Origin of the sequence: Micromonospora sp. NPDC050276 (genome assembly GCF_044459545.1) — a bacterium.
Lineage (GTDB): Bacteria > Actinomycetota > Actinomycetes > Mycobacteriales > Micromonosporaceae > Micromonospora.
Map to the genome: position 1 here is coordinate 515730 of NZ_JBITJA010000002.1, position 24645 is coordinate 540374.

Below are 24645 nucleotides of genomic sequence, written 5' to 3' on the forward strand. Positions count from 1 at the left end.
CGGCCGGTCCGCGTACGCCGGCAGAGCCGCCCGCCGCGCGCGCCGCCGGGCCGGAGTCCCCGGCGCCCCCCGCCCCCCGCCCGGGTGACCCCGGTGGTGCCGCCGGCCGTCGACCGGTCGACGGACCCTGGCCGGGGGAGGCGCCGCCAGCGGGTCGCCGTCCGGACGACCGGCCACCCGCCGCCGGCCCGGGGCAGCCGGCGCGCCGCGGCGTGCAGCCGGTGCCGGGCGCCCGCGCTGCCGTACCACCGTCAGCACCCTCCGTCCGTCCGGGCGCCGGCGACCCGACCGGGCCGCAGGGGCCTCGCCCGACCCCCGACACGCCCGGCGGCCCGGCCCGTGCTCGTGCCGCAGCGGCTCCTCCCGGCCCACCCGTGGGCCCACCGACCGCTGGCCCCCCGGCCGGCCGTCGTCCGGACGCCGCTGTTCCGCCGGGCCGTCGTCCGGACGCCGCTGTTCCGCCGGGCCGTCGTCCGGACGCCGCTGTTCCGCCGGGCCGTCGTCCGGACGCCGCCGCGCCCGGTGAGAATCCGGACGCGATGCCGCGGCTGCGCCGGCCAGACGCTGGAGCACCGGGCCGCCGCTCCGGCCCGGACCCGGTCGAGCCCCGCCGTGCCCAGCCGCCCGCCGACGGCACGCCCGCCGGTCGACGCGCCGCCGGCCCGGCACCCGATCCGGCGCGGACCGCCGGCGCGACCGCCGCTGCCGGGCCGGCCCGCTTCGACGGCGCGCCGGTTGGCGTCGTGCCGCCGGTCGCGGACGGCCTGCTGCCCGACCCCGCCATCGACCACGACCCGCGTACCGCCCGGCGTCGTCCGGGCCCGGCCGACCCCGGCGCGCCGGAACCCACCGGACGGCGTTCCGCCGAGCACCCCCGTCCACCGGCCGGGGGGCGCCGCCGCGCCGCGGAACCCGACGAGCCGCCGGTGCCCCGCTCGGGCAACGCGCCGTCCGTGCCCCGCTCGGGCAATGCGCCGTCCGTGCCCCGCTCGGGCAATGCGCCGTCGGTGCCGGAGGCGACCGGTGGCCACAGCGGCGCCACGCCCACCATCGGCCCGGCGGACGGCACCGGTCGCCGCCGGGTCGTCTCCAACGAACAGGAGCGCCGAACGCCAGCCGGCGGCGAACCTCGGCTGGACCGCCCCGAGCGGCCCGCGGACTGGCTCCGCCAGGCGGGCCGCCTGCCCCACACCGACCCGGGCCTGCCGGTGGTCAACCGCCGAGGCGGCGGCCCGCCGGCCGCGGCTGGCCGTCCGGTGCCGCCCACGGTGCCGGGGGACCTCGCCGACCAGGCGTCCGGTCGGCTCGGGGTGCCGGATCCGGCCGCGGAGCGCACCGCCGCCCGCCGGCCCGTCGGCCCGCCGGCCGACCCGGGCGCGGATCCGCCGACCGGTCGTCGAGCCGCCCGGCCCGACGCGCCGGGATCCACCGGCGAGCAGGCGCTGTACCCGCCGACGTCTGGTGAGCGGCCCGCCCGGCGCCCGGGCGCTGCGCCATCCACTCCGGACCCCACCGGCCGGCACGGCCGTGCCGTGGCCGAGTCCGGCCCGGACGCCACGCCCTCCCCTGATCCGGCCGGCCGACGCCGTCGTCCACCGACCGAGCCCGACCCCGACGGTGCGCCCGGCCCCGGTCGACCTGGGCCCGCGAGTGACCGCGGCGACGACCCCTACGCCGGTGGGCGATCCGCGCCCGGCGCCGGCCCCGCCGCACCGGCTCGGGGCGCCGCCCGCCCCACCCCGCCCGGCCGGGCCCGGCCCATCCCGGGCGACGCCCCGGCGCCGGGCACCGGGCGCCGGGGCGCGGACGGCCCACGCCGCCCCGGCCCGGGTGCCGAGGCGGCACCCCGGGACGCGACCCATCCGGACGGTCCGGCTCGTGCGGCCGTTGCGCCGGGCGTGGACGGCCCGCCGCGTTCGCGGCCGGACGGCCCGGCTCGTGCCGCCGTCCGCCCACCCGGCGCGCAGCCGCCCACCGACGACCGGACGACCGGTGAGCCGGGGTCGGCCCGTGGTGCCGCGCCGGCTGGTCGGCCCGCGCCGGCCGACCGCGCCGCCGGGCGTGCCCTCCCTCCGCACCGGGAGCCCGGCCGTGCCGAGCCGAGTGGTGTCGCGCCCGTGCCGCCGCCCGGCCGCCCCGGCGAGCCCGTCGGTGTGGCCCGCGCCGCCGCCGTGGTGCCCTCCGCGTCCGGCCCGGTGGACCGGCCGGCACCGGAGCCCGCCGACGGGCCGGCGCTGCGCGCGGCCGGTCGGGACACGTCCGACGACGAGGCAGCACCCAGCGCCCGTTCCGAGGTACGCCGACAGACCCGGGAACGACGCCGACTGCGCGCGGCGGTGTTGGCGCTGGTCAGCGTCGTGTTGCTCGGCGCGGTGCCGCTCTTCTTCGGCATCCGGACGCTGAGCCGTGACCCGGTCTTCGACAACCTCGACGAGCTCAACGTGCCCGGCTGGGCGGCGGCGAAGACGGTCGATGACGTCAGCGGCAGCCGGTGGTGCCTCCTCGACTGCCGGCTGCGGGAGCGCACCGTGACCTCGGAGAAGGCGCCCAAGGAGACGGCGCAGGTCTACGAGGACGCGCTGCGCCAGGACGGTTGGCGGCCGTGGAAGGTCAGCCGCTGCCCGGAGCAGCAGACGAAGGGCAGCTACACCTGTTGGCGTCGCGACGAGCTGACCCTGGACCTGTGGGTCCGCGAGCCGACCTGTGTGCCGCCGCCGGTGGACGGCGAGCCGGCAGTCGTGCCGTCCGGGGATCCGTCGGCCGCTGCGACCGAGTGCACCGGCTCGTTGGTGTCGGTGAAGGTACGCAACGCGATCGACGACGAGCGGACCAGGCCGCAGCCGACCACCGACCCGTCACTGACCGGAGAGGATCCCTTCCCAACGGTCAGTGCGGATCCCCTGGGTGAGCTGACACCCTCACCGTCGTGAGCCGGTTTCCATCACGGACGGTAGGGTCTGGGGCTGGCGGGCGCGCCCGTACCGGTGACCGTCGACGTTCGGCGGCCGGTACGGGTGCCATGGTTGAGCGTTCCGAGGACGTCGGGTCCTGCGGAACTCTGCTTGAGGAGGACTGGCGTGGGTGAGATTGGAGCCATCGCGGCGCTGATCGCGGCGTGCGCGTTCGCGGTGCTGGTGCTCATCCTGACGCTGCCCATCCTGCGGCTGCGGCACACGGTTGACGCCACCACCCGCATGATCAACGACCTCAACGACCGGACCGCGCCGCTGCTGGGCGACGTGAACACCACGGTGAAGAACGTCAACACGGCGTTGGAGCAGGTACAGACCTCGCTCGACGGTGTGAACCTCCAGCTGGCGAAGGTCGACACCATGACCAGCCACGCCCAGAACGTCACCGCCAACATCGCCAACCTGGCCACCGTCGTCTCGGCGGCCGCCGCCAACCCGCTGGTCAAGGTGGCCGCGTTCGGCTACGGCGTGCGCAAGGCCGCCGCCGGCCGCCGGCACGCCGAGACCGAGCGCGAGGTGCGCGACACCATCAAGCAGCAGCGACGGGCCGCGCGACGCGGCAACAGCTGACCGGCCGGGCACCAGGAGGTAGCGAGACATGAGGCGCTTGTTCTGGCTCGGTATCGGGGTGGCCGTCGGCGTGGTCGTGGTCCGCAAGGCGACCCGGACCGCGCAGGCGTACACGCCGGCCGGCATCGCCAGCTCCCTGACGGAATCCGCTGGCGGGCTGGTCGAGTCGCTGCGTAGCTTCGTGGAGGACGTCCGGGTCGGGATGGCCGAACGCGAGCAGGAGATCCACCAGGCGTTCGCCCAGGGCGAGGCGTTCGACGATCAGTTCGCCGAGCTGCGGGAAGACCCGCGCATCGGCGATCGAAACATCTTTCCGGAGGAACACCAGCGATGAAGACGGCGGAGATCAAGCGGCGGTACCTCGCGCACTTCGAGGCGAATGGCCACACCGTGGTGCCGTCCGCTCCGCTGCCCGCCATCAGCGACCCGAACCTGCTGTTCGTCAACGCCGGCATGGTGCAGTTCGTGCCGTACTTCCTGGGTCAGCAGACGCCCGCGTACCAGCGGGCGGTCAGCGTGCAGAAGTGCATCCGCACCCCGGACATCGACGAGGTCGGCAAGACCAGCCGGCACGGCACGTTCTTCCAGATGAACGGCAACTTCTCCTTCGGTGACTACTTCAAGGCCGGGGCGATCCCCCTCGCGTGGGACCTGGTCACCAAGTCGCAGGCCGACGGCGGGTTCGGGTTGGACGCCGAGCGGGTCTGGCCGACGGTGTACCTCGACGACGACGAGGCGTACGAGATCTGGCGGTCGGTGGGGGTGCCCGCCGAGCGGATCGTTCGTCGGGGCAAGGCGGACAACTTCTGGTCGATGGGGATCCCCGGGCCGTGCGGTCCGTGCTCCGAGCTGTTCTACGACCGGGGCCCGGAGTACGGCCGTGAGGGCGGCCCGGCGGTCGACGAGGACCGCTACATGGAGTTCTGGAACCTCGTGTTCATGCAGTTCGAGCGGGGTCCGGGCACCAGCAAGGAGGACTACCCGATCCTGGGTGACCTGCCGGCGAAGAACATCGACACCGGCATGGGCCTGGAGCGGATGGCCTCGATCCTGCAGGGTGTGGACAACCTGTACGAGATCGACGAGGTCCGGCCGATCCTGGCGCGGGCGGCCGAGTTGACCGGTAAGCGGTACGGTGCGCACTCCGGGCACGTGGCGAGCGAGTCGCACCCGGACGACGTGCGGCTGCGGGTGATCGCCGACCACGTGCGGACCGCGCTGATGCTCATCGGCGACGGCGTGACCCCGAGCAACGAGGGTCGCGGGTACGTGCTGCGCCGGATCATGCGGCGGGCGATCCGGTCGATCCGGCTGCTGGGCTGGCAGGACCGGGCGCTGCCCGAGTTGCTGCCGGTGGCCCGGGACTGCATGGCGCCGTCGTACCCGGAGCTGGCGACCGACTTCGACCGGATCGCGGATTACGCGTACGCGGAGGAGGAGGCGTTCCTGTCGACCCTGCGTGCGGGTACGACGATCCTGGACACCGCGATCGCGGAGACCCGCACGGCGGGCGGTTCCGCGCTGTCCGGGGCGAAGGCGTTCCAGTTGCACGACACGTACGGCTTCCCGATCGATCTGACCCTGGAGATCGCCGCGGAGCAGGGCCTGACTGTCGACGACGAGGGTTTCCGGCGGCTGATGGCCGACCAGCGGACCCGGGCGAAGGCGGACGCGCAGGCCCGCAAGACCGGCCACGTCGACCTGTCGGCGTACCGGTCGGTGCTCGACGCGGGCGGCCCGGTGACGTTCACCGGGTACAGCGAGGTGTCCCGTGAGTCGACGGTGCGGGCGCTGCTCGGCGCCGACGGCCCGCGGCAGGCGGCGACCGAGGGCGACACCATCGAGCTGGTGCTGGACACCACCCCGTTCTACGCCGAGGGCGGTGGCCAGCAGCCCGACCAGGGCATGATCACCGTTGGTGGCGGGCAGGTCGAGGTGCTCGACGTGCAGCAGCCGGTGCCGGGCCTGATCGTGCACCGCGCCCGGGTGATCCGGGGCGAGGTGCGTGCGGGCGAGGCGGGCTACGCCGAAATCGACACGACCCGGCGGCGGGCGATCTCCCGGTCGCACACCGCCACCCACCTGGTGCACCAGACCATGCGGAACTTCCTCGGCGAGTCGGCCACCCAGGCGGGGTCGCTGAACGCGCCCGGCCGGCTCCGGTTCGACTTCAACACCCCGACCGGGGTGTCGCCGAGCGTCCTGCGCGACGTGGAGCAGCAGGTCAACGAGGTGCTCCTGGCCGACCTGGAGGTGCACGCCTTCATCACCTCGCTGGACGAGGCGCGGCGGATCGGGGCGATGGCGCTCTTCGGCGAGAAGTACGGCGAGGAGGTGCGGGTCGTCGAGGTGGGTGACTACGCCCGGGAGCTGTGCGGCGGTACGCACGTGGCTCGCTCGGCCCAGCTCGGCCTCGTGAAGATCCTCTCCGAGTCGTCGATCGGTTCCGGTGTCCGCCGGGTCGAGGCGTTGGTCGGCATGGACGCCTTCGGCTTCCTGGCCAAGGAGCACCTGCTGGTCTCCCGGCTCGCCGAGCTGTACCGGGTGCCCAACGACCAGGTCGCCGACCGGGTGGAGCAGACCGTCACCCAGCTTCGGGATGCCGAGAAGGAGCTGGAGAAGCTGCGCGCCCAGCTGGTGCTCGGCGGGGCCGGTGCGCTCGCGGCGCAGGCCAAGGACGTGCGCGGGGTCGCGTACGTGGGCACCGAGGCGCCGGAGGGCGCGGCCGGTAACGACGTGCGCACCCTGGCGCAGGAGATCCGCGGCAAGATCGACCCGGCGCGGCCGGCGGTGGTCGCGGTGGCGGCTCGGTCGAACGGCAAGGCGTCCCTGGTGGTGGCGGTCAACGCGGCGGCGCGGGGCCGGGGGCTGGCCGCGTCGGATCTGGTGAAGGCGGCCTTCTCCGGGCGCGGCGGTGGCAGCCCCGACCTGGCCCAGGGCGGCGGCCTGCCCGCGGCCGAGGCGCCGAACCTCCTGCTCACCGTTGAGAAGGCGATCACCGAGGCGTGATGGACGATCACTCTCAGCCAGGGCGGACCATGTGGTCCGCCCTGGTTCGTACGCGGCTGATGGTGACCGTCGGTGGCTGAGCTGACGCGCGGTGTGCGGATCGGTGTGGACGTCGGTCAGGTGCGGGTGGGCGTCTCCCGCTCGGACCCGGACGGGATCCTGGCAACGCCGCTGGTCACCCTGGCCCGTGATCTCACGGCGGCACCGGACGCGGTGCCGAGCGACCTCGCCGAGCTGGCCGCGTTGGTGGCCGAGCACGAGGCCGTCGGGGTTGTCGTCGGCCTTCCGGTCAATCTCGCCGGCAAGCACGGCCCTGCGGCCGTCCACGTGAAGGCGTACGCTGACCGACTGGTCGATGTGATAGCGCCTGTCCCGGTAACGCTCACTGACGAGAGGATGTCGACCGTGGTCGCTTCTCGTAGGCTTGCCGAGCGTGGCGTCCGAGGTAAACGTCAACGTGCGGTTGTCGATCAGGCGGCCGCGGTGGAGATCCTGCAGAGCTGGCTGGACGCGCAGCGGAGGCGGACGTAATGATCGACGATCTGGACCTTGGGTTCGACGAGCCGGAGCGGGGGGAGAAGGGTCGGCACCGGCGCGGCTTCCGCAAGCGCAACGGCAAGTCCGGTGGCGGCCGGGGCAAGACATTCCTGGCCCTGCTGATGGCCTTGCTCCTGTTGGGCAGCATCGGCGGCGGCGCGTTCTACGGCTTCGACCGCATCCAGAACTACTTCGTCACCCCCGACTACGACGGGGCCGGCACCGGCGAGATCACCGTCGAGATCAAGAACGGCGCGTTGCTCGCCGACATGGCCGACGCCCTTGTGGCGGCCGACGTGGTGAAGAGTCAGAAGGCTTTCGTCGAGGCGGCCGAGGCCAACTCGCGCAGCAAGAACATCCAGCCGGGCACGTACAAGCTGCGCAAGCAGATGAGCGCTGCGAATGCCGTGACCGCGATGCTCGACCTGAAGAACAAGATCGTCAACGGGTTGACCATCCCCGAGGGCCGCACCGCCAAGAACATCTACAAGCTGCTCTCCGACAAGACCAAGATCCCGGTCAAGAACTTCGAGACCGCCGCGAAGGACCCGGAGGCGCTCGGCGTCCCGAGCTGGTGGTTCAAGCGTGACGACGGCAAGAAGGTGGTCAAGTCGGTCGAGGGCTTCCTCTTCCCGGACACCTACGAGATTCCGCCGAAGTCCACCGCGGAGAGCATCCTCAAGCTCATGGTGGACCGCTTCCTCTCGGTGACCGGAGAGATGAAGTTCGCCGACCGGGTGCAGGAGGAACGCAAGGTCAGCCCGTACGAGGCGCTGATCGTGGCGTCCCTCGCTCAGGCCGAGGCAGGTAACAAGGACGATCTCGGCAAGGTGGCCCGGGTGGCCTACAACCGGGCGTACGGCGAGTTCCCGTGCAACTGCCTGGAGATGGACGTCACGGTCAACTACTACCTGGAGTCGATCGGTAAGCCGACCAAGTCGTCCAAGCAGATGACGGCGGCGGAGCTGGACGACCCGAAGAATCCGTACAACCGCAAGCTGCGCGGCATGATCCCCACCCCGATCAACAACCCGGGCAAGGAAGCCCTGGAAGGGGCGATGGCCACGCCGCCGGGCAAGTGGCTCTACTTCGTGGCGATCGACAAGCAGGGCCACTCGGAGTTCGCCGAGACGTACGAGCAGCACCAGCGCAACGAGGCGAAGGCCCGGGAGGCTGGGATCATCTGATGGCGCTCAGACGGCGGGCCGCGGTGCTGGGCAAGCCGATCGCGCACTCGCTCTCCCCGGTGATCCACAATGCCGGCTACGCCGCCGCCGGGCTGACCGGGTGGTCGTACACCCGGATCGAGTGCGCGGCGGCGGAGCTGCCGGATCTGGTCGCCGGCCTGGGCCCGGAGTGGGCCGGGTTGTCGGTGACCATGCCGGGCAAGGAGGCGGCGCTCGCCGTGGCCGACACCGCGTCGCCGGTCGCCGCCGCCGTCGGCGCGGCCAACACGTTGGTACGCCGTCCGGACGGCTCCTGGCACGCGGACAACACCGACGTCGCCGGCATGGTGGATGTCCTCACCGACGCCGGGGTGGGCGCCGGTGCCGCCGTGACGGTGCTCGGTGCCGGTGGGACGGCCCGCGCCGCGCTCGCCGCCGCCGCGCAGCTGGCGTGCTCGTCGGTGACGGTGGTGGCCCGCCGACCGGAGGCGGTCGAGGGACTGAGATCGGTGGCGGACGCGCTGGGTGTCGCGTTGACCCCCGCCGGTTGGGCAGATGTGTCCCGGCACCTGTCGACCGCCGACGTGGCCGTCTCCACCGTGCCGAAGGGGGTCGCCGATCCACTGGCCGACGCGGTGGCCTGGCGGCCGGGCGCGGTGTTCTTCGACGCGCTGTACGACCCGTGGCCGACGCCGCTGGCGACGGCCGCCGACCGGGCCGGCTGCCGGATCGTCTCCGGTCTCGATCTGCTGCTGGCCCAGGCGATCGGGCAGTTCGAGCAGTTCACCGGGGTGCCCGCGCCGAGGGCGGCGATGGCCGCCGCGCTGGCCGCGGCGCGCGCTGGTTGACCCGCCTCATCGGACAGTGCCGTTACCGGATCGGGACCGGCCGTCGCGCGGCCGGCACGGTTTCCTTAGCTGACGGTTAAGACGCGCTTACGGAAAACTGTCCTTCCGGCGACATGCCCTGGTCGTCGATACGCTGCTCACCGTTACGGACGCAGACACAGGGAGTTTCCTTGACCAGGCACGGACTGCACCGCATCACCCGGTTCCGTTCCGGACCCCGGCGCAAGGCGATCGCCATCGGAGTGGTCGGCGGTTCGGTGGTGGCCGGCATCGTGGCGACGATGATGCCGCTGCTGGCCAGCGACGACCTGTCGGTCCGGGCGGCGGCGGACACCACCGCGACGGCGGTGTCGCAGGACGGTGACAACGCGGCCAAGACGACCCTCGCGACCTGCGCGACGCGCTGCGACGGCAACCCGCGCGGTGGCCGCGAGGCGGTCATCGAGTTCGCGGTGACCACGGTGCCGGCCGCCGCGGTCAACGTGCGGGCGACGCTGCGGGTGCACGCCTGGCAGCAGTTCACCGCCACGGTGACGGCGCACGCCTCGCCGCTGAGCGCGCGCGAGTCGCGGCCTCCGCTGACGCCGGCCGGCACCACGCTGGACAGCGTGAGCAGTGTGTCCAAGGGCTTCAACGAGTGGGACGTCTCCAAGCTGGTCACCGGCAACGGCACCTGGACGGTCTCGCTGGCGCAGAGCGGTCTGGAGAGCCGGATCTACTGGGCGTCGGTGGAGAACCGCAACCCGGACCTGCGGCCCAGCCTGCTGATCAGCTATGACCTCGGGGCCCGGCCGTCGCCGGTGACGACCACCCGGCCGGCGCCGCCGCCGGTGCCGAGCGCGTCGCCGACGACCGCCGCGCCGAAGCCGACGCCGACCACCGCCCCGACCCGGACGGCGACCCCGAGCGCCAGCGGCACCGTTCCGGCCGGCAAGTGTGGGTCCGTCTCGGACAAGCTCGTGCCGTCCTGCGGTGCCTGGTGGGGCATGTACTCGCCCGCCGGGGCGGCCGGCGGGTGGGACCACGGCAAGGCCGTCGCCGACGTGGAGGCGCAGGTCGGGCGCAAGTTCGACATCGTGCACCGCTACCACGACTTCTCCAACGCCGGCAGCAACGGCGCCTTTCCCGACGTGTACGAGCAGCAGCAGATGCGCGAAGGCCGGTTGATGTTCTTCGCCTGGGAGTCCCGCGACTTCTCCGCCGGCACCACCCTCAAGTGGTCGGATGTCTACGGCGGCAAGCAGGACACGACCATCGACGCGGTCGCGGGCCGGATCCGCGCCGCCGGTGTGCCGGTCTTCATCGGCTTCGACCACGAGCCGGAGGACGAGCCGAACAAGGGCAGCGACGCCGACTTCGTCCGCGCCTGGCGCTACGTGCACGAGCGGTTCGCCAACGCCGGCGCGACCAACGCGGTCTGGGTCTGGACGATGATGGGCTGGTCCGGGCACTACTCCCGGTACGCCGGCCTGTACCCGGGTGACCGGTACGTCGACTGGGTCGCCTACGACCCGTACAACTTCCACGTCTGCAACGGCAGCACGGTGTGGAAGAGCCCGAGCACGACGGTCGGTGGCTTCTACCGGTGGCTGGACGACAACGGCATCGGCGCCGGCAAGCCCCGGATGCTCGCCGAGTTCGGCACCAACTTCAACTCCGCCGACCTGGGCGCCAAGCAGCGCTGGTTCCAGGAGTTCCCGGCGGCGCTGAAGGCGCACCCGAAGATCAAGGCGGCCATCTACTTCAACTCGGCCGGCATGACCAGCCGCACGTCGACCTGCGACATGACGATGAACCACGACGCCGCGGCGGTGGCCGGCTTCGCGCAGGCCGGCAAGGACCCGTACCTGCGGCAACCCACCGGGGGTAGCCGCTGACGATCGAGACGGGCTGACAGCGGCGGCGTTCGCCGGGGGTCGGGCATCCGATTCTCCGGCGTTCTGTCGGCTTGCGGATTCATGCACCGCCCAATCGGCGGATATTGTTAACCAGGCTGGACGAGGCACGCTACCTCGGGTTCTCATCCAATCTGGAGGCGCAGCGTGCCCATACACTCGCACTTGTGGCGTTCCGCGGGACGTCGTCGTACTCGGGCGGGGATGGTCGCGTTGGCGATCATCGCCGCAGCTCTGGGCGTGCCCACGACCGCGTCGGCCGCGGTGGTACCGGTCCCGGCGACGGCGACCCTGGTGTCGGCGAACCCCGCCGACTCGACCCCGCACGCGCGAGACGGTGAGACCCGTGCCTTCGCGCAGGTGGGCAACACGGTCTTCGTCGGCGGCAGCTTCACCCAGCTCCGGCAGACCGCCAGTTCCGCGTGGATCACGCAGCGCTACCTTTTCGCGTACGACCGGACCACCGGCACCATGTCGACCACTTTCCTGCCGGTGCTCGACGGCGCGGTCAACGCCCTGCTCGCCGGCCCCGGCGGCACGCTGATCGTCGGCGGCGCCTTCAAGAACGTCAACGGCGTCTCCCGGAAGAACCTGGTCGCGCTGAACCCGTCAACCGGCGCGATCATCGACAGCTGGGTCGGGCGCTCCGACGGCGGCACTGTCCGTGACCTGGCGCTGGACGGCAACTGGCTGTACGTGGCCGGCGCGTTCAACTGGCTCAACGGCACCGCGCACGCCGGTCTCGGCCGGCTCAACGCGACCACCGGCGCGATCGACCCGAGCTTCAGCATCGATGCCACCGTGGGACGGCACAGCACCGCGTCGTACGTCTGGACCATCGACGTCTCGCCGGACGGCGACACCCTGGTTGTCGGCGGCAACTTCACGCTCGTCAACGACCTGCCGCGCAACCAGATGGCGTTGGTGGACGTCTCCGGGACCCCCACGGTGCTCGACTGGAGCACCGAGAAGTTCGTCCCGCCGTGCGCGGCGCCGACGACTTTCGTGCACTACGTGCAGGACGTGAAGTTCGGTGGTGACGGCAGCTGGTTCGTGGTCGGCACCAACGGCGGCGGCGGCTGGCCCACCGCGTACTGCGACGCCCTGGTGCGCTTTGAGACCGCCGCGCGGGGCAGCGGCCAGCTCGCCACCTGGGCCGACTTCACCGGCAACGACACCATCACGTCTGTCGAGGTAGCGGACAACGTCATCTACCTGGGCGGGCACTTCCGCTGGCTCAACAACCCGAACGCCAGCGACAACGCCGGCCCGGGCGCGATCGACCGGCTTGGCATCGCCGCCGTCACTCCGGCGACCGGCATGCCGGTTAACTGGAACCCGCGCCGTAGCGGCAGCGCCTCGATGCCCTCGGGCACCACCAGTTGGGGTTCGTCGGTGCCGGTGCTCTGGCGCGGCTCCGACGGCCTCTACTTCGGCCACAACTCCGATGGCATGGGCGGGGAGTACCACGGCCGGCTCGGCATGTTCCCGCTCGCCGGCGGACGCACGATCTCCCCGAAGAACCCGCCGTCGGCCACCACCGGCAACCTCTACCTGGGCACCGCCGCGGGCACCGTGGCGAAGGTGCCGTTCGACGGCACCGCGCTGGGCACCGCGACCACTGTCAGCCAGCCCGCGTACACGGCGGCCGGCGCGACCTGGCGGGTGGACGACCGGATCTACTGGTCGCACACGGTGGCCGGCACGCCCACCGGTAGTCGGATCGACGTGTCGCTGTTCAACGGGGGCGCGATCGGCTCGCCGTGGGAGGCGTCCGGCTACAACGACTGGTACAATCCGGCGGCGCTGACCGGTGCCTTCTTCCTCGACGGCCGGCTCTACTACACCCGGACCGGGGCCAACAACCTCTACTACCGTTACTTCGAGATCGACGGCAACTACCTCGGCGCCACCGAGTTCGCCCTGCCGACCGCCGGGGTGATCTGGTCCGCGGTGCGTGGCATGGCCTGGGTGGGCGGCCGGATCATCTACGGCTCCACCGACGGCGCTCTGCGCAGCGTGCCGTTCGATCCGACGGCCGCGCCGGCCACGGTGGTCAATGGCACCACGGCCACCGTCATCAGTACCTCGACGCCCGAGTTGTCCTGGTCTACCCCATCGACGTTCTTCTCCGTAGAGTAACGGTCAACCGTTCGTAACGGAGTATCGGTAGATTGTTCACGTTGGGCCGGTGGCGGCCACCGCCGCCGCCGGCTCCGCGACGTGGGGGAGGGTCCTTGCTCGGCGCCGCTGGCAACCGAACGAGACGTGCGGTGCGTCTGGTCTTCGCGGTCAAACGCGGCTGGTACCAGCTCCGCTACCGACGGTTGACGCTCGGTCGGGACGTGGAGATCCGTGGCCGGATCCGGCTGCGCCGTGGCGTGCGGGTGACCATCGGTGACCGCACCCGGCTGAACAAGCTGGTCCGCTTCGCAGGCCCCGGCGAGGTGCGCGTCGGCGCGGACTGCCTGCTCAATGCCACCTGGATCGGCACCTGGACGTCGGTGACGGTGGGGGACCGGTGCCTCCTGTCGGACTGCGAGCTACTCGACAACGACTTCCACAACCTGCCCCCGGAGCAGCGGCACGCGCCGCCCGGCCCGCTCACCCGTGCCCCGATCGTCCTTGAGGACAACGTCTGGGTCGGCGCGCACGCCCTGGTCCTGAAGGGTGTGCGAGTCGGCCGGGACAGTGTCGTCGGCGCGGCGACGGTGGTTCGCACCGACGTACCACCCGGCGTCGTGGTCGTCGGCAATCCTCAACAGACGGTGAAGAAGTTCCATGACTGATGCAGCGCCCGGCCCCTGGCCCACGGAGGGCCTGTCCTCCGGCACTCCGCGTGCCGTGACACTGACCGACCTGCTACGGGTGCCCATGCATCGGTTGCGATTGGTGGCCGCGGTGGCCATGGTCGGTCTGCTCGCGGCGCTCGGCTACGTGCTCCTGGTGCCGGCGGCGAAGACCGCGAGCGCCGTGGTCGCGGTCCGGCCGGTCGTCACCGACGCCTTCACCCCCAGCGGCGCGGGCGCCGACCGCGCGGTCAACATGAACGTGGAGAGCGGCATCGCCACCGGCACCGAGGTGGTGCAGCGGCTCGCCAACGCGGCTGGCGGCGACCCACGTGACATCCGCGAAGCGCTCGAGGTCGAGGTGCCCACCGGTGGGCAGATCCTGCGCTTCACCTACCAGGCGCGCGACGCGCACCGAGCAGTGCAGAGCGCCAACCTGGCGGCCGAGGAGTACCTGAGCGTGCGCCGGGCCATGTACGAGCAGCAGCGCGCCGAAATGCTGCGCTCCTACGACGACAGCATCACCAAGGTCGTCGGCCAGCAGACGGCGTTGCAGAGGCGGGCGAACACGGCCAAGGACACCGCCGCCGGCGACGCGTTGGTGGCGGAGCTGGCCGGAATCAACAACCAGCTCACCCAGCTCAACGCCGCCCGTACCGAGATCGCGGCGGTCGACGTCAACCCCGGCTGGGTCACCCAGTCCGCCGAGAAGGCGTTGGTCACCTCCGCCGGGCACCGGCCGCTCTATCTGGTCGCCGGCCTGCTCGGCGGCGCGCTTGTCGGCATCGTGCTGGCGTACCTCTGGGAGTCGACCGACCGCCGGGTCCGCTCGGTCGCCGACGGCCGGGAAGCCTCCGGCCTGCCGCTGCTGGGCACCGTGCGCCGGCCGGCGTTCCGGGGTAGCCCCCGGGCGGTCGACGCCGACATCCGGTACGTGGCGATGGCCGTCGCCGAGCGGGTCCGTCAGCCTGCCCGGGTGGCGTTGGTCACCGCCCGGGAGGACGCCACCGCGCTCACTGCCGGGCTCGCGGTGGCGCTCGCCGTCGACGGCCGGGAGGTCTTCGTCGCCGACGACAGCGGACGGATCGAGCGGTTGCGCGCCGCCGTGCTCGCCGACCGGGGACGGCTGCCCATCGACCCGTCCCGGCCGTTGGTGCCCAAGCCCCGGCCGGCCGGTAGCACACCGACCGCCGCCACCACCACGGACAGCACGCCCACCCGCCGGCCCTCCCCGCACCCGCCCGGCGCGCGCCCGTCCACCGACCCGGACGCCACGCTGACGCTGCCCCGGGTGTCGTCCGCACGTCCGGAGAACAGCCGGGTCCTCGGCCCGGACGAGGTGGCCGTCGGCGTGGGCAGTGTCCGGTTCGGCACCTGGCGACAGGGCGCGGACCACGGCCTGGTGCTGTTCAACGCTCCGCCGGCGGAGTCCGACGAGCGCGGTGTGGCCGTGGCTCGGCAGGGCAGTGCGGTGGTCGTCGTGGAGCGGGACCGCACCCGGCAGAGCGACCTGCGACGCCTGGTGGAGCGGCTGCGTGCCGCCGGAGTCACCCCGCTGGGCTTCGTGCTCACCCGAAACGGCCGGGCCTGAGCGTGTCGGTCACCCGCGCCCCGGCGACGGAGCCACCGCCCGGAGGCGTACCGGATGAGGCCGCGCCGGTGCCACCGCCCGCGCCGCCACAGCTGCCCCTCTGGCCGCTGGCGATGATGTTCGGCCTGGTGCCGCTGTGGTGGGTGCTCGGCGCGTTCTACCTCGGTTGGCCGCTGCTGGGTGCGTTGCTGCTCGCGTTGCTGCTCACCCGGGGCCGCGTGCCGTTGCCGCCGGCGGCGGGCATCTGGCTGCTGTTTCTCGCCATCGTGGTGGTCAGCGCCACCCAGCTGTCATCCCCCGCCTCGCTGCTCACGTTCGCCCTGCGCCTGGCCTTCTACCTGACCGCGCTGGTGGTCGGCGTCTACGTCTACGCCGCCGCCCGGGAACGCGCCAGCCTGGTGACGGTGCTCACCCCGCTCTGCGCGTTCTGGTTCGGGTTGGTGGCGCTGGGCTGGCTCGGGGTGCTGGTTCCCCGGCTGGCCATGACGACCCCGATGGAGGTGCTGCTGCCCGGTGGGGTGGCCGGCACCCCGTTCATCCAGGACATGGTGCACCTCACCACTGCGGAGTACAGCGCCCGTTCGCTCAACCCGATCTATCGACCGGCCGCGCCGTTCGCGTACACCAACAACTACGGCAGCGCGTACGCGATGTCCCTGCCGTGCGTGGTGGCCTTCACGATGCTGCGCCGGCAGGGGTTGCTGCGCTGGATTGTGCTGGTGTCGCTGCCGTTGTCACTGGCGCCGGCGTTCCTCACCCTCAACCGGGCGATGTTCCTCAGCCTCGGCGCCGGGCTGGCGGTGCTCGGGGTGCGGGCCAGCCTGCGCGGCAACGTCCGGGTGGCCGCGTCCATCGTCGGGGTCGTGGTGATCGGCGCGCTGGCCACGCTGTTCATTCCGATCACCGACCTGATCAGCAAACGGGTCGACTCCAGCGATACCAACACCGATCGACTCTCGCTCTACACCGAGGTGATCCGCCGGGTGCAGGAGTCACCGTGGTTGGGCTACGGCGCACCGGTGAACGTCGACACCGTGTCGGCGGCCGCGCCGATCGGCACCCAGGGGCAGTTGTGGATGGTGCTGTTCAGCCACGGCGTACCCGCGCTCGTCTGTTTCCTGGCGTGGTTCGTCGCCGCCGCGGTGATCTGCGCGCGGGCGACCTCGGCGGCCGGGCAGTGGTTGGCGGTGGTGCCGGTGGTCTGCCTCGTGCAGATTCCGTTCTACGGCATGGCCAACCAGAACCTGGCGGTCGCGTTCTTCGCGGTCGCCATCGCGATGGCGCTGACCGAACGTGAACGGCTGACCCGGTTGGCCGGGGCGCCGCCGTCGGCCGCGCGGAACGCGTCGGTGCTCGCATGACCGCCGCCACCCGACCGCCGGCCGGCGCCGACCCGGGGCGTTCGGCGTTCGCCCCGGCCGCGGGCCCGACGACGCCATCGCCGGCCGGGGACGCCGGCTCGGTCGAGACCCGACGCAGCGCGCGGAGCGGCGTGGCCGGGCTGCTCGGCGCGGCCACCAGCGGGTTGTTCGGGTTCGTGCTGGCCGTCGTGATCACCCGTGGGTACGGCACGGCCGGCGCGGGCGCGTTCTTCGCCGCGATCGGGGTTGTCACCGTGGGCACGGCGATCTGCACGCTCGGCGCGGAGACCGGTCTGATGTGGGCGCTTCCCCGCCGCACCGCCGGCGCGCGCGGGGAGGCGGCCCGGGTGCTTCCGGTGGCGCTGATCCCGCCGCTGCTGACCGGCCTCCTGGTCGCCGGCGCGGGTGTGCTGGCCGCCGACGCGCTCGCGCCCCGGCTGCTGCGCGGCTCCGGCGCGAGCGGCGACGCGTTGCTCACCGTCACGTTCGCCGCGGTCCCGGTGGTGGTCGTGATGACCCTGCTGTTGGCCGCGTTGCGCTGCGTGCGGCCCATCCGGGCGTACGTCGGGGTGCAGTTCCTGCTGCTGCCGGTAGCCCGCCCGATGCTGGTCGGCGCCGCCGCGCTGACCGGCGGTGGTCTGCTCGCCGGCATGACCGGCTGGTTAGTGCCGGCGGCGTTGGCGCTGCTGGTCTGCCTCACCCTCGTCGCCGGTCCGTTGGGTCTGGGCCGGGGCGCGACGCTGCGTCCGCGTCGCGCGGACTGGTCGACGTTCTGGCGCTTCGCGCTGCCCCGGGCCGCCTCGGCGGCCATCGACGCCGGCAGCATGTGGGTGGGTGTGCTGCTCACCTCGGTGCTGGCCGGGCCGGCGGATGCCGGCGTCTTCGGCGCTGTCGGCCGGTACGTGCTGGCCGGTCAGTTGGCCATGCAGGGGCTGCGGGTGGCGGTGTCGCCGCAGTTGTCCCGGCTGCTCGGGGGCGGCGAGCGGGCCGCTGCGGCGGCCGTGCACCGGCAGTTGACCACCTGGGGGCTGGTGCTGTCCTGGCCGGTGTACCTGCTGCTGGCGGTCTTCGCGCTGGCCTTCCTCCAGCTGTTCGGGCCGGAGTTCACCGCTGGCGTGCCGGCGATGACGGTGCTCGCGCTGGCGATGTTGGTCAACACCGGGGTGGGCAACGTGCAGAGCCTGCTCCTGATGGGTGGACGCAGCGGGCTGCATCTGGTGGCCACCGTGGCCGGGTTGACGGTGACCGTCTCGCTGGGTCTCTGGCTGATTCCCGGCTATGGCGCGACGGGCGCGGCGGTGGCCTGGGCGGCCGGCATCGCCACCGAGAACCTCACCGCCGCCGGGTTCGGCCGGTCGGTGGTTCGGGAGCCGCTGTTCGACGCCGCGATGGTGCGTGCCGCGGCGGCCACGGTCGCCGGTGTGGGCCTGGCCGCCGGCGCCGGCGTGCTGGTGGGCGGGCGCGGCCTGCCCGGCCTCGCGGTGGCGCTTGCGGTGCTGCTGGCCGGCTGCGTCGGCATGTTGACGTTGCCCCGGGTACGCGCCGGCATCCGGGGGACCATGAGGCAGATCCGTGGAGGGGACAACGCGGCCACGGCCGCCGAGCCCACCTCGGCATCGACGAGAGGCAGGTGAGGTCCGTCGTGGCGTCCATCCGTGACCGGGTCAAGCAGTTGGTCCCGACCCAGGTGACCACCCGCGTGAAGGAGTCGCTTGTCGACTACGGCGTTCGCACCAGTGATCGCCGGCCGCTGCCGGACTTCCTGATCATCGGGACCAAACGGGGTGGCACCACGTCCTTGTGGAACTACCTCATCCAGCACCCGTTGGTGCCCCGGCTGTTCCCCGCGTGGAACACCAAGTCGGCGCACTACTTCGAGGAGCACTGGGGTCGCGGCGAAGCCTGGTACCGCTCGCATTTCCCGACCGAGCGGCAGCGCGACGCCCTGGCCAAGCGGCACGGTGGGCCGGTCCGGGTCGGTGAGGCCGCCCCGCTGTACATGTTCCACCCGCTCGCCGCGCAGCGGGTCGCCGCGCTGATGCCGACGGTGAAGCTCATCGTGCTGCTGCGGGACCCGGTGGAGCGGGCGTACTCGCACTGGAAGGAACGCCGCACCCACGGCATCGAACCACTCGGCTTCGCCGCCGCGCTGGCCGCCGAGCCGGAGCGCACGGCGGGGGAACGCGAGCGGTTGATCGCCGAGCCGGAGTCGTTCAGTGAGCCGTACGACTGGTACACGTACCGGGCCCGGGGGCGCTATCTGGAGCACCTGGAGCCGTGGCTGGAGCGCTTCGACTCCGAGCAGATCCTCTTCCTGCCCAGCGAGGATCTCTACCGTGACTCGCGGGCGACCTACCGGCGCACCCTCGACTTCCTCGGTCTGCCGGCGTACGACCTGCCCAACTTCAAGGTCTACAACGATCGCCGCTCGGCACCGCTGGAGCCGGCGGTGCGCGCCGAGTTGACCGACTACTACCGGCCCTACAACGACGCCTTGCGCCAGCGGCTCGGGCTGGACCTCGACTGGGCGGACCGGGCGGCGTGACGGCACGGGTGGGTCCGGCCGCCGATCCGCGGTCCCGGGTGGACGGTCTGGGCTGGGTGAGCCGCGCGGTCTTTCCGGATGACCGGGTCGGCCTGACCGTGGGCGGGGCTCCGCCGGCCGGTCACCGGGCGGTGGCCCGGTACGCGGTGGTGCCGTCGGTGGCCCGAGCCCGGTTCCTGGTGCCGTTGGGCGCGCCCCGGGCCGGGGCGGCGTCGCTGTTGGCGTACAACGCTCTGCGGCCACCGAAGGTGCGCGCGCTGCGGGCGGTGCTCGGCGGGCTGGCTCGGTTCGGCTCGGTGGGGCTCGCGCCCTTTCCGACGTTGACCGTCTCGGTGCCCGCCGGGGTGCCGGCCGCGGAGTTGCTGCTGAGCGAGCGGCTCTGTGCCGACCTGGGTGGCACGCCGCTGTTGGCCGCGTGCGGGGTCCGCCCACCCGACCCGAACGGCAAGCCCACCCTGCAACTTTTCAGCTCCGACGGGCTTCCGCGCGGCTACGCGAAGATCGGCTGGAACGACGCGACCCGGGCGCTGGTCAGCGCGGAGGCGGCGGCGCTCCGGTCGTTGCGCACGGTCGTCGGCGTCGCCGACCACCCGACGCCGCCCAGGCTGCTCACCGAGACGTCGTGGGCCGGTCAGGTGGTCGCGGTGATCGAGCCGTTGCCACCGGCGGTACGCGGTGTGCCGGTGGACGATCCACCACGGACCGCGGCCCTGCTCGCGGTCGCCCGGCGGGGCGGCCCGGTGGGTACACCTCGGCCGCTGGCCGGCTCGACCTTCCTGCGCCGGCTGGGCGAACAGGCCGGTCGGGCCGCCGCGACCGAGCCGACCGGTGCGCGGACGGTCGCCGCGGTCTCCGCGCTGGCTCGCCGGCATGGCGACACCAGCGTGGAGTTCGGTCACTGGCATGGTGACTGGGTGCCGTGGAACCTGGGCTGGCACGCCGGCCGTTTGGTCGCGTGGGACTGGGAGCACAGCGCGCCGGACGTGCCGGTCGGCTTCGACCTGGCGCACGACGCGTTCCAGCGGGCGCTGGTGCTGCGGGGGGAGTCGGCCGACGCCGCCGCGTCGGCCGTGGACGGTTATCTGGGCCGGCACGGCGAGCGGCTCGGCCTGGACGCGGCGCAGCGCCGGCTGGTCGCCGACGCGTACCTGGTGGAGATGTGGTTGCGGACCTGGCGGCTCGCCGACGCGGGCGCGGGCTGGAACGCCGCGTTGCATCCCGCACTCTTGGACGTCATCGAGAAAAGACATAGCGGCTGATCCGGAGGAATCGCGGCGGCGCGGATATGCCGCAGAGTGACGACAAAATCGCAGGTGGTGATGATGATCGATGGACCTCGGACATTCGGTGCGCCGGACCGCCCGCTCTGGAGATCGTCGTCTCGGCCGGTCGCGCTATTCAACGACCGGGGATCGTGTGATCTGCTTCTGCCTGGCGTGAACTGAAATTCCAAGCGAACTTGTGGGGAGTCGCGTGGACACGAACAACGACGACGGTGCGGGGCCGGTGCTGCTGCTGGTCGGCTCCAGCGGCGGCCACCTGGCCCAACTACTGGCCCTGCGGCCCTGGTACGAGCAGCGGCGGCGCTGCTGGGTCACCTTCGACACCCCGGAGGCGGTGTCGCTGCTGACCGGCGAGGACCTGGTGCCCGCGCACCACCCGACGACCCGCAACGTGCCGAACCTGCTGCGCAACGCGCTGCTGGCCTGGCGGGTGCTGCGGGCACGGCGAGTCGCCGCGGTGGTCACCACCGGCGCCGGGGTGGCGGTGCCGTTCGTGGTGCTGGCTCGGCTGCGGCGCATCCCGACCGTCTACATCGAGGTGTACGACCGGATCGACACCCCGACGTTGACCGCCCGGCTGTGCCGGCCGTTCCTGTCCGCGATGCTCGTGCAGTGGGACGAGCAGCGCCGGCAGTACCCCGAGGCGACCGTCGTGGGGACGCTGCTGTGACCGGCGAGACGGGCACCGCCCGACGTCCGCAACCGCGGCCGACCGCCGAAGCGGCCCACCTGCCACGTCAGCGCGACAGTTCGGCGATCGCCCAGGTCCGACTGCTGGTCGCGGTCGGCACCGACAAGCACCCTTTCGACCGGCTCGTCGACTGGGTGGCGGGGTGGCACGCGCAGACCGCCGGCCCGGTCGGGTTGACCATGCAGCACGGGCACACGAACGTGCCCGTACTGCGCGGCGCGGTGCCGTTTCTGGGCCACGACGCGTTGCAGCAGGCGATGATCGACGCGGACCTGGTGGTCTGCCACGGTGGCCCGGCGACGATCCTGGAAGCCCGCCGGCACGGCCACCTACCCATCGTGGTGCCCCGTGATCCGGCACGCGGTGAGCACGTCGACAACCACCAGCTCCTTTTCGCCCGCCGGCTGGGCGCCGCCGGGCTGGTGGCGCTCTGCGAGACCCGGGAAGCGCTGCACGCCGCGCTGGCCGCCGGGGTGGCCGACCCGTCCCGGTACGCGGTGGCCACCGAACCGGGCGCGCACGAGGCACGACGGGCGGCGGTGGCCCGGGTCGGGCAGATTGTCGACGACCTGGTGGCCCGCTCGACCCCGCGCCCATCCCGGTGGCGGGCCAGGTCCCGGCCGCGTCCGGGTACGGAGGAGACTCGATGACCCAGCAGCCGAGCGTCAGCGTCGTGGTGCCCACCCGGGACCGCCCCGAGTTGCTGCGGGCCGCGGCGAACGCGATCCTGGCGCAGGACTACCCGGGGCGGATCGAGGTCGTCGTGGTGTTCGACCAGTCCGCGCCGGACGAGTCGCTGACCGCGCTGGGAAGTGGCCCGGCCCGCGCGGTCCGGGTGATCCGCAACTCCCGTACCCCGGGGTTGGCCGGTGCGCGCAACAGCGGCACCCTCGCAGCCGAGGGTGAGCTGGTCGCGTTCTGCGACGACGACGACGAGTGGCTGCCCGGCAAGCTGGCCGCCCAGGTCGACGCGCTGGCCGGCGATCCGGCCGCCGAGTTCGTCTGCTGCGGCATCCGGGTCAACTACGACGGGCACACCGTCGACCGGGTGCTGGACAAGGACCGGGTTACCCTGGACGACCTGCTGCGCGACCGGATGACGGAGCTGCACCCGTCGACGTTCCTGATCCGCGCCACCGCGCTGCGCGACGGGTTCGGGCTGGTCGACGAGGAGATCCCCGGCAGCTACGCGGAGGACTACGAGTTCCTGCTCCGGGCCGCGCGCAGCGCGCCGCTGATCAACCTGCGGACGCCGTCGGTGCTGGTCCGCTGGCACAAGCGCTCGTACTTCGCGCAGCGCTGGGACACCATCTCCGAGGCGTTGCAGTGGTTGCTCCAGCGCTACCCGGAGTTCGCCGGCCAACCGGCCGGCGAGGCCCGGGTGGCCGGGCAGATCGCGTTCGCCCAGGCCGCCTCCGGCGACCGCCGGGGCGCGCTGCGCTGGGCCCGGCGCACCCTGCGGAGCAACCCCCGCGAGCCGCGCGCCTACCTGGCCCTCGCCGTCGCCGGCCGGGTGGTCCGGGCCGACGCGGTGCTGCGCACCCTGCACAAGCGCGGTCGAGGGATCTGAGCCGCCGCCGTCGGGTGTTGCGTCGGCGGGTGCAGGGCAAAGGACGCCCGGGTCAGCGGGCGGCGGGGTCCGCAGGGCGGGACGCGCCGGGGAGCGCGTCGCGTCGGTGGCCCGCCGTGACAGACTGACCGCTGTGTTGCGTTGGTTGACTGCAGGCGAATCGCACGGTCCCGCCCTCGTCGCGATGCTGGAGGGGGTGCCCGCCGGCATCGAGGTGACCACCACCGAGATCGCCGACGAGCTGGCCCGTCGGCGGCTCGGCTACGGCCGGGGTGCCCGGATGTCGTTCGAGCGGGACGAGGTCGAGCTGCTCGGCGGCCTGCGGCACGGCGTCACCCTGGGCAGCCCGGTGGCCATCCGGGTCGGCAACTCCGAGTGGCCGAAGTGGCGCACCGTGATGGCCGCCGACCCGGTCGACCCCGACGAACTGGCCCGGCAGGCCCGCAACGCCCCGCTGACCCGCCCCCGACCGGGCCACGCGGACCTGGCCGGCATGCAGAAGTACGGCCACACCGACGCCCGGCCGATCCTGGAACGCGCCAGCGCCCGCGAGACCGCCGCCCGGGTGGCTGTCGGCACGGTCGCCAAGGCGCTGATCCGGCAGGCGCTCGGCATCGAGATCGTCTCGCACGTCGTCGAGCTGGGCCCGGTGGCCGCGAAGCCCGGGCTGCGCCCCACCCCGTCCGACGCCGCCCGGATCGACGCCGACCCGCTGCGCTGCCTCGACCCGGAGGCCAGTGCCCTGATGGTCGCCGAGGTCGACGCCGCGAAGAAGGCCGCCGACACCCTCGGCGGCGTGGTCGAGGTGCTGGCGTACGGGGTGCCGCCGGGGCTGGGCAGCCACGTGCAGTGGGACCGCAAGCTCGACGCCCGGCTGGCCACCGCGCTGATGTCCATTCAGGCGATCAAGGGCGTGGAGATCGGCGACGGCTGGCAGCAGGCCCGGTCCCGTGGCTCGGAGGCGCACGACGAGATCATTCCGTCGGCCACCGGTGTCCGGCGGGTCACCGACCGGGCCGGCGGGCTGGAGGGCGGCATCACCACCGGTGAGCCGCTGCGGGTCCGCGCCGCGATGAAGCCGATCTCCTCGCTGAACCGGGCGCTGGCCACCGTGGACATCACCACCGGCGAGCCGGCCACCGCGATCAACCAGCGCTCCGACGTCTGCGCGGTGCCCGCCGCGGCGGTGGTCGCCGAGGCGATGGTGGCGCTGGTGCTCGCCGAGGCGGCCACCGAGAAGTTCGGCGGGGACTCGGTCGCCGAGATCCGGCGCAACCTGGCCGGCTACCTCGACGCGTTGGTCATCCGCTGATGGCGCCGGTCGTCGTGCTGGTCGGCGCGCCCGGCTGCGGCAAGACCACCGTCGGGCGGGCGCTCGCCGCCACCCTCGGGGTGGAGTTCCGCGACACCGACACCGACATCGAGCAGATGGCGGGGAAGCCGATCCCGGAGATCTTCATCGACGAGGGTGAGGCGCACTTCCGTACCCTGGAACGGGCCGCGGTGGCGGCGGCGCTGGCCGCCGGTACGGGCGTGCTCGCCCTCGGCGGCGGCGCGGTCCTGGCCGAGGAGACCCGGGCAGCCCTGATCGGCCACCGGGTGGTGCACCTCTCGGTCGAGCTGCCCGACGCCGTGAAGCGGGTCGGGCTCGGTGCCGGTCGGCCGCTGCTGGCGATCAACCCACGGGCCACCCTCAAGCATCTGATGGACCAGCGCCGGCCGCTCTACACCGAGGTGGCCACCGAGACGGTGGTCACCGACGGCCGGACCCCGGCGCAGGTCGTCGCCGAGATCGCCGCGCTCCTGCCCCGCTGACGC

Annotated in this window: 20 protein-coding genes; all 20 read left to right on the forward strand. The window is 72.9% G+C overall.

Going from position 1 to position 24645, the window contains the following annotated elements; all coding sequences use genetic code 11:
• Nucleotides 1-2234: 2234 nt before the first annotated feature.
• The 20 genes from ACIBF8_RS05575 to ACIBF8_RS05670 all read left to right on the forward strand — a co-directional run bounded on the left by ACIBF8_RS05575 (nt 2235) and on the right by ACIBF8_RS05670 (nt 24642).
• Complete coding sequence (locus tag ACIBF8_RS05575) at nt 2235-2930, forward strand: hypothetical protein (RefSeq protein ID WP_396781257.1); 696 nt, start codon at nt 2235-2237, stop codon at nt 2928-2930.
• A gap of 147 nt (nt 2931-3077) precedes the next feature.
• Nucleotides 3078-3542: a DUF948 domain-containing protein gene (locus ACIBF8_RS05580; RefSeq protein WP_396781160.1), complete on the forward strand. Its 465-nt coding sequence runs from the start codon at nt 3078-3080 to the stop codon at nt 3540-3542.
• Nucleotides 3543-3570: 28 nt separating this feature from the next.
• A complete protein-coding gene (locus tag ACIBF8_RS05585) occupies nt 3571-3876 on the forward strand; it encodes a hypothetical protein (protein WP_396781161.1) in 306 nt (101 codons plus the stop codon).
• On the forward strand, nt 3873-6551 hold the full coding sequence (gene alaS, locus ACIBF8_RS05590) for an alanine--tRNA ligase (RefSeq protein ID WP_396781162.1): 2679 nt from the start codon (nt 3873-3875) through the stop codon (nt 6549-6551). The genes ACIBF8_RS05585 and alaS overlap by 4 nt, the downstream gene beginning before the upstream one ends.
• Nucleotides 6552-6623: 72 nt before the next feature.
• Nucleotides 6624-7082 carry a Holliday junction resolvase RuvX gene (gene ruvX, locus ACIBF8_RS05595; protein WP_112677948.1) on the forward strand — a complete coding sequence of 153 codons (459 nt, stop codon included), beginning with the start codon at nt 6624-6626 and terminating at the stop codon, nt 7080-7082.
• Complete coding sequence (mltG, locus tag ACIBF8_RS05600; protein WP_396781163.1) at nt 7082-8275, forward strand: endolytic transglycosylase MltG; 1194 nt, start codon at nt 7082-7084, stop codon at nt 8273-8275. Before ruvX ends, mltG begins: the two co-directional genes overlap by 1 nt.
• A complete protein-coding gene (locus tag ACIBF8_RS05605; protein ID WP_396781164.1) occupies nt 8275-9102 on the forward strand; it encodes a shikimate dehydrogenase in 828 nt (275 codons plus the stop codon). The genes mltG and ACIBF8_RS05605 overlap by 1 nt, the downstream gene beginning before the upstream one ends.
• A 170-nt stretch (nt 9103-9272) precedes the next feature.
• A complete protein-coding gene (locus ACIBF8_RS05610; RefSeq protein ID WP_396781165.1) occupies nt 9273-10979 on the forward strand; it encodes a glycoside hydrolase in 1707 nt (568 codons plus the stop codon).
• A 222-nt stretch (nt 10980-11201) separates the two neighbouring features.
• A complete protein-coding gene (locus tag ACIBF8_RS05615) occupies nt 11202-13139 on the forward strand; it encodes a hypothetical protein (protein ID WP_396781166.1) in 1938 nt (645 codons plus the stop codon).
• A 131-nt stretch (nt 13140-13270) separates the two neighbouring features.
• On the forward strand, nt 13271-13786 hold the full coding sequence (locus ACIBF8_RS05620; protein ID WP_355009213.1) for a DapH/DapD/GlmU-related protein: 516 nt from the start codon (nt 13271-13273) through the stop codon (nt 13784-13786).
• Nucleotides 13779-15377 (forward strand): lipopolysaccharide biosynthesis protein, encoded by a 1599-nt coding sequence (locus ACIBF8_RS05625; protein ID WP_396781167.1) that lies wholly within the window; start codon nt 13779-13781, stop codon nt 15375-15377. The genes ACIBF8_RS05620 and ACIBF8_RS05625 overlap by 8 nt, the downstream gene beginning before the upstream one ends.
• Nucleotides 15378-15445: 68 nt before the next feature.
• Nucleotides 15446-16738, forward strand: coding sequence for an O-antigen ligase family protein (locus ACIBF8_RS05630; RefSeq protein WP_396781258.1), 1293 nt, complete (start codon nt 15446-15448; stop codon nt 16736-16738).
• Nucleotides 16735-18372, forward strand: a complete 1638-nt coding sequence (locus ACIBF8_RS05635) for a lipopolysaccharide biosynthesis protein (RefSeq protein ID WP_396781168.1) — start codon at nt 16735-16737, stop codon at nt 18370-18372. The genes ACIBF8_RS05630 and ACIBF8_RS05635 overlap by 4 nt, the downstream gene beginning before the upstream one ends.
• Nucleotides 18373-18380: 8 nt before the next feature.
• Nucleotides 18381-19283 (forward strand): sulfotransferase domain-containing protein, encoded by a 903-nt coding sequence (locus tag ACIBF8_RS05640; RefSeq protein WP_396781169.1) that lies wholly within the window; start codon nt 18381-18383, stop codon nt 19281-19283.
• On the forward strand, nt 19280-20542 hold the full coding sequence (locus ACIBF8_RS05645) for a hypothetical protein (protein ID WP_396781170.1): 1263 nt from the start codon (nt 19280-19282) through the stop codon (nt 20540-20542). The genes ACIBF8_RS05640 and ACIBF8_RS05645 overlap by 4 nt, the downstream gene beginning before the upstream one ends.
• A 214-nt stretch (nt 20543-20756) precedes the next feature.
• The gene (locus tag ACIBF8_RS05650; protein ID WP_396781171.1) at nt 20757-21236 is read left to right on the forward strand and encodes a UDP-N-acetylglucosamine--LPS N-acetylglucosamine transferase; all 480 of its coding nucleotides are present in this window, start codon (nt 20757-20759) and stop codon (nt 21234-21236) included.
• A 59-nt stretch (nt 21237-21295) separates the two neighbouring features.
• Nucleotides 21296-21907 (forward strand): glycosyltransferase, encoded by a 612-nt coding sequence (locus ACIBF8_RS05655; protein ID WP_396781259.1) that lies wholly within the window; start codon nt 21296-21298, stop codon nt 21905-21907.
• The gene (locus ACIBF8_RS05660; protein ID WP_396781172.1) at nt 21904-22827 is read left to right on the forward strand and encodes a glycosyltransferase family 2 protein; all 924 of its coding nucleotides are present in this window, start codon (nt 21904-21906) and stop codon (nt 22825-22827) included. Before ACIBF8_RS05655 ends, ACIBF8_RS05660 begins: the two co-directional genes overlap by 4 nt.
• 133 nt (nt 22828-22960) lie before the next feature.
• Nucleotides 22961-24139 (forward strand): chorismate synthase, encoded by a 1179-nt coding sequence (gene aroC / locus ACIBF8_RS05665; RefSeq protein WP_396781173.1) that lies wholly within the window; start codon nt 22961-22963, stop codon nt 24137-24139.
• Nucleotides 24139-24642, forward strand: coding sequence for a shikimate kinase (locus tag ACIBF8_RS05670; RefSeq protein WP_396781174.1), 504 nt, complete (start codon nt 24139-24141; stop codon nt 24640-24642). Before aroC ends, ACIBF8_RS05670 begins: the two co-directional genes overlap by 1 nt.
• Nucleotides 24643-24645 lie beyond the last annotated feature (3 nt).

What these genes read in the sequence shown, in the direction of transcription:
- ACIBF8_RS05585 (WP_396781161.1), top strand. Translation starts at nt 3,571, where the DNA reads ATGAGGCGCTTGTTCTGGCTCGGTATCGGGGTGGCCGTCGGCGTGGTC.
- alaS (WP_396781162.1), top strand. Translation starts at nt 3,873, where the DNA reads ATGAAGACGGCGGAGATCAAGCGGCGGTACCTCGCGCACTTCGAGGCG.
- mltG (WP_396781163.1), top strand. Translation starts at nt 7,082, where the DNA reads ATGATCGACGATCTGGACCTTGGGTTCGACGAGCCGGAGCGGGGGGAG.
- ACIBF8_RS05605 (WP_396781164.1), top strand. Translation starts at nt 8,275, where the DNA reads ATGGCGCTCAGACGGCGGGCCGCGGTGCTGGGCAAGCCGATCGCGCAC.
- ACIBF8_RS05615 (WP_396781166.1), top strand. Translation starts at nt 11,202, where the DNA reads ATGGTCGCGTTGGCGATCATCGCCGCAGCTCTGGGCGTGCCCACGACC.
- ACIBF8_RS05625 (WP_396781167.1), top strand. Translation starts at nt 13,779, where the DNA reads ATGACTGATGCAGCGCCCGGCCCCTGGCCCACGGAGGGCCTGTCCTCC.
- ACIBF8_RS05635 (WP_396781168.1), top strand. Translation starts at nt 16,735, where the DNA reads ATGACCGCCGCCACCCGACCGCCGGCCGGCGCCGACCCGGGGCGTTCG.
- ACIBF8_RS05660 (WP_396781172.1), top strand. Translation starts at nt 21,904, where the DNA reads ATGACCCAGCAGCCGAGCGTCAGCGTCGTGGTGCCCACCCGGGACCGC.
- ACIBF8_RS05670 (WP_396781174.1), top strand. Translation starts at nt 24,139, where the DNA reads ATGGCGCCGGTCGTCGTGCTGGTCGGCGCGCCCGGCTGCGGCAAGACC.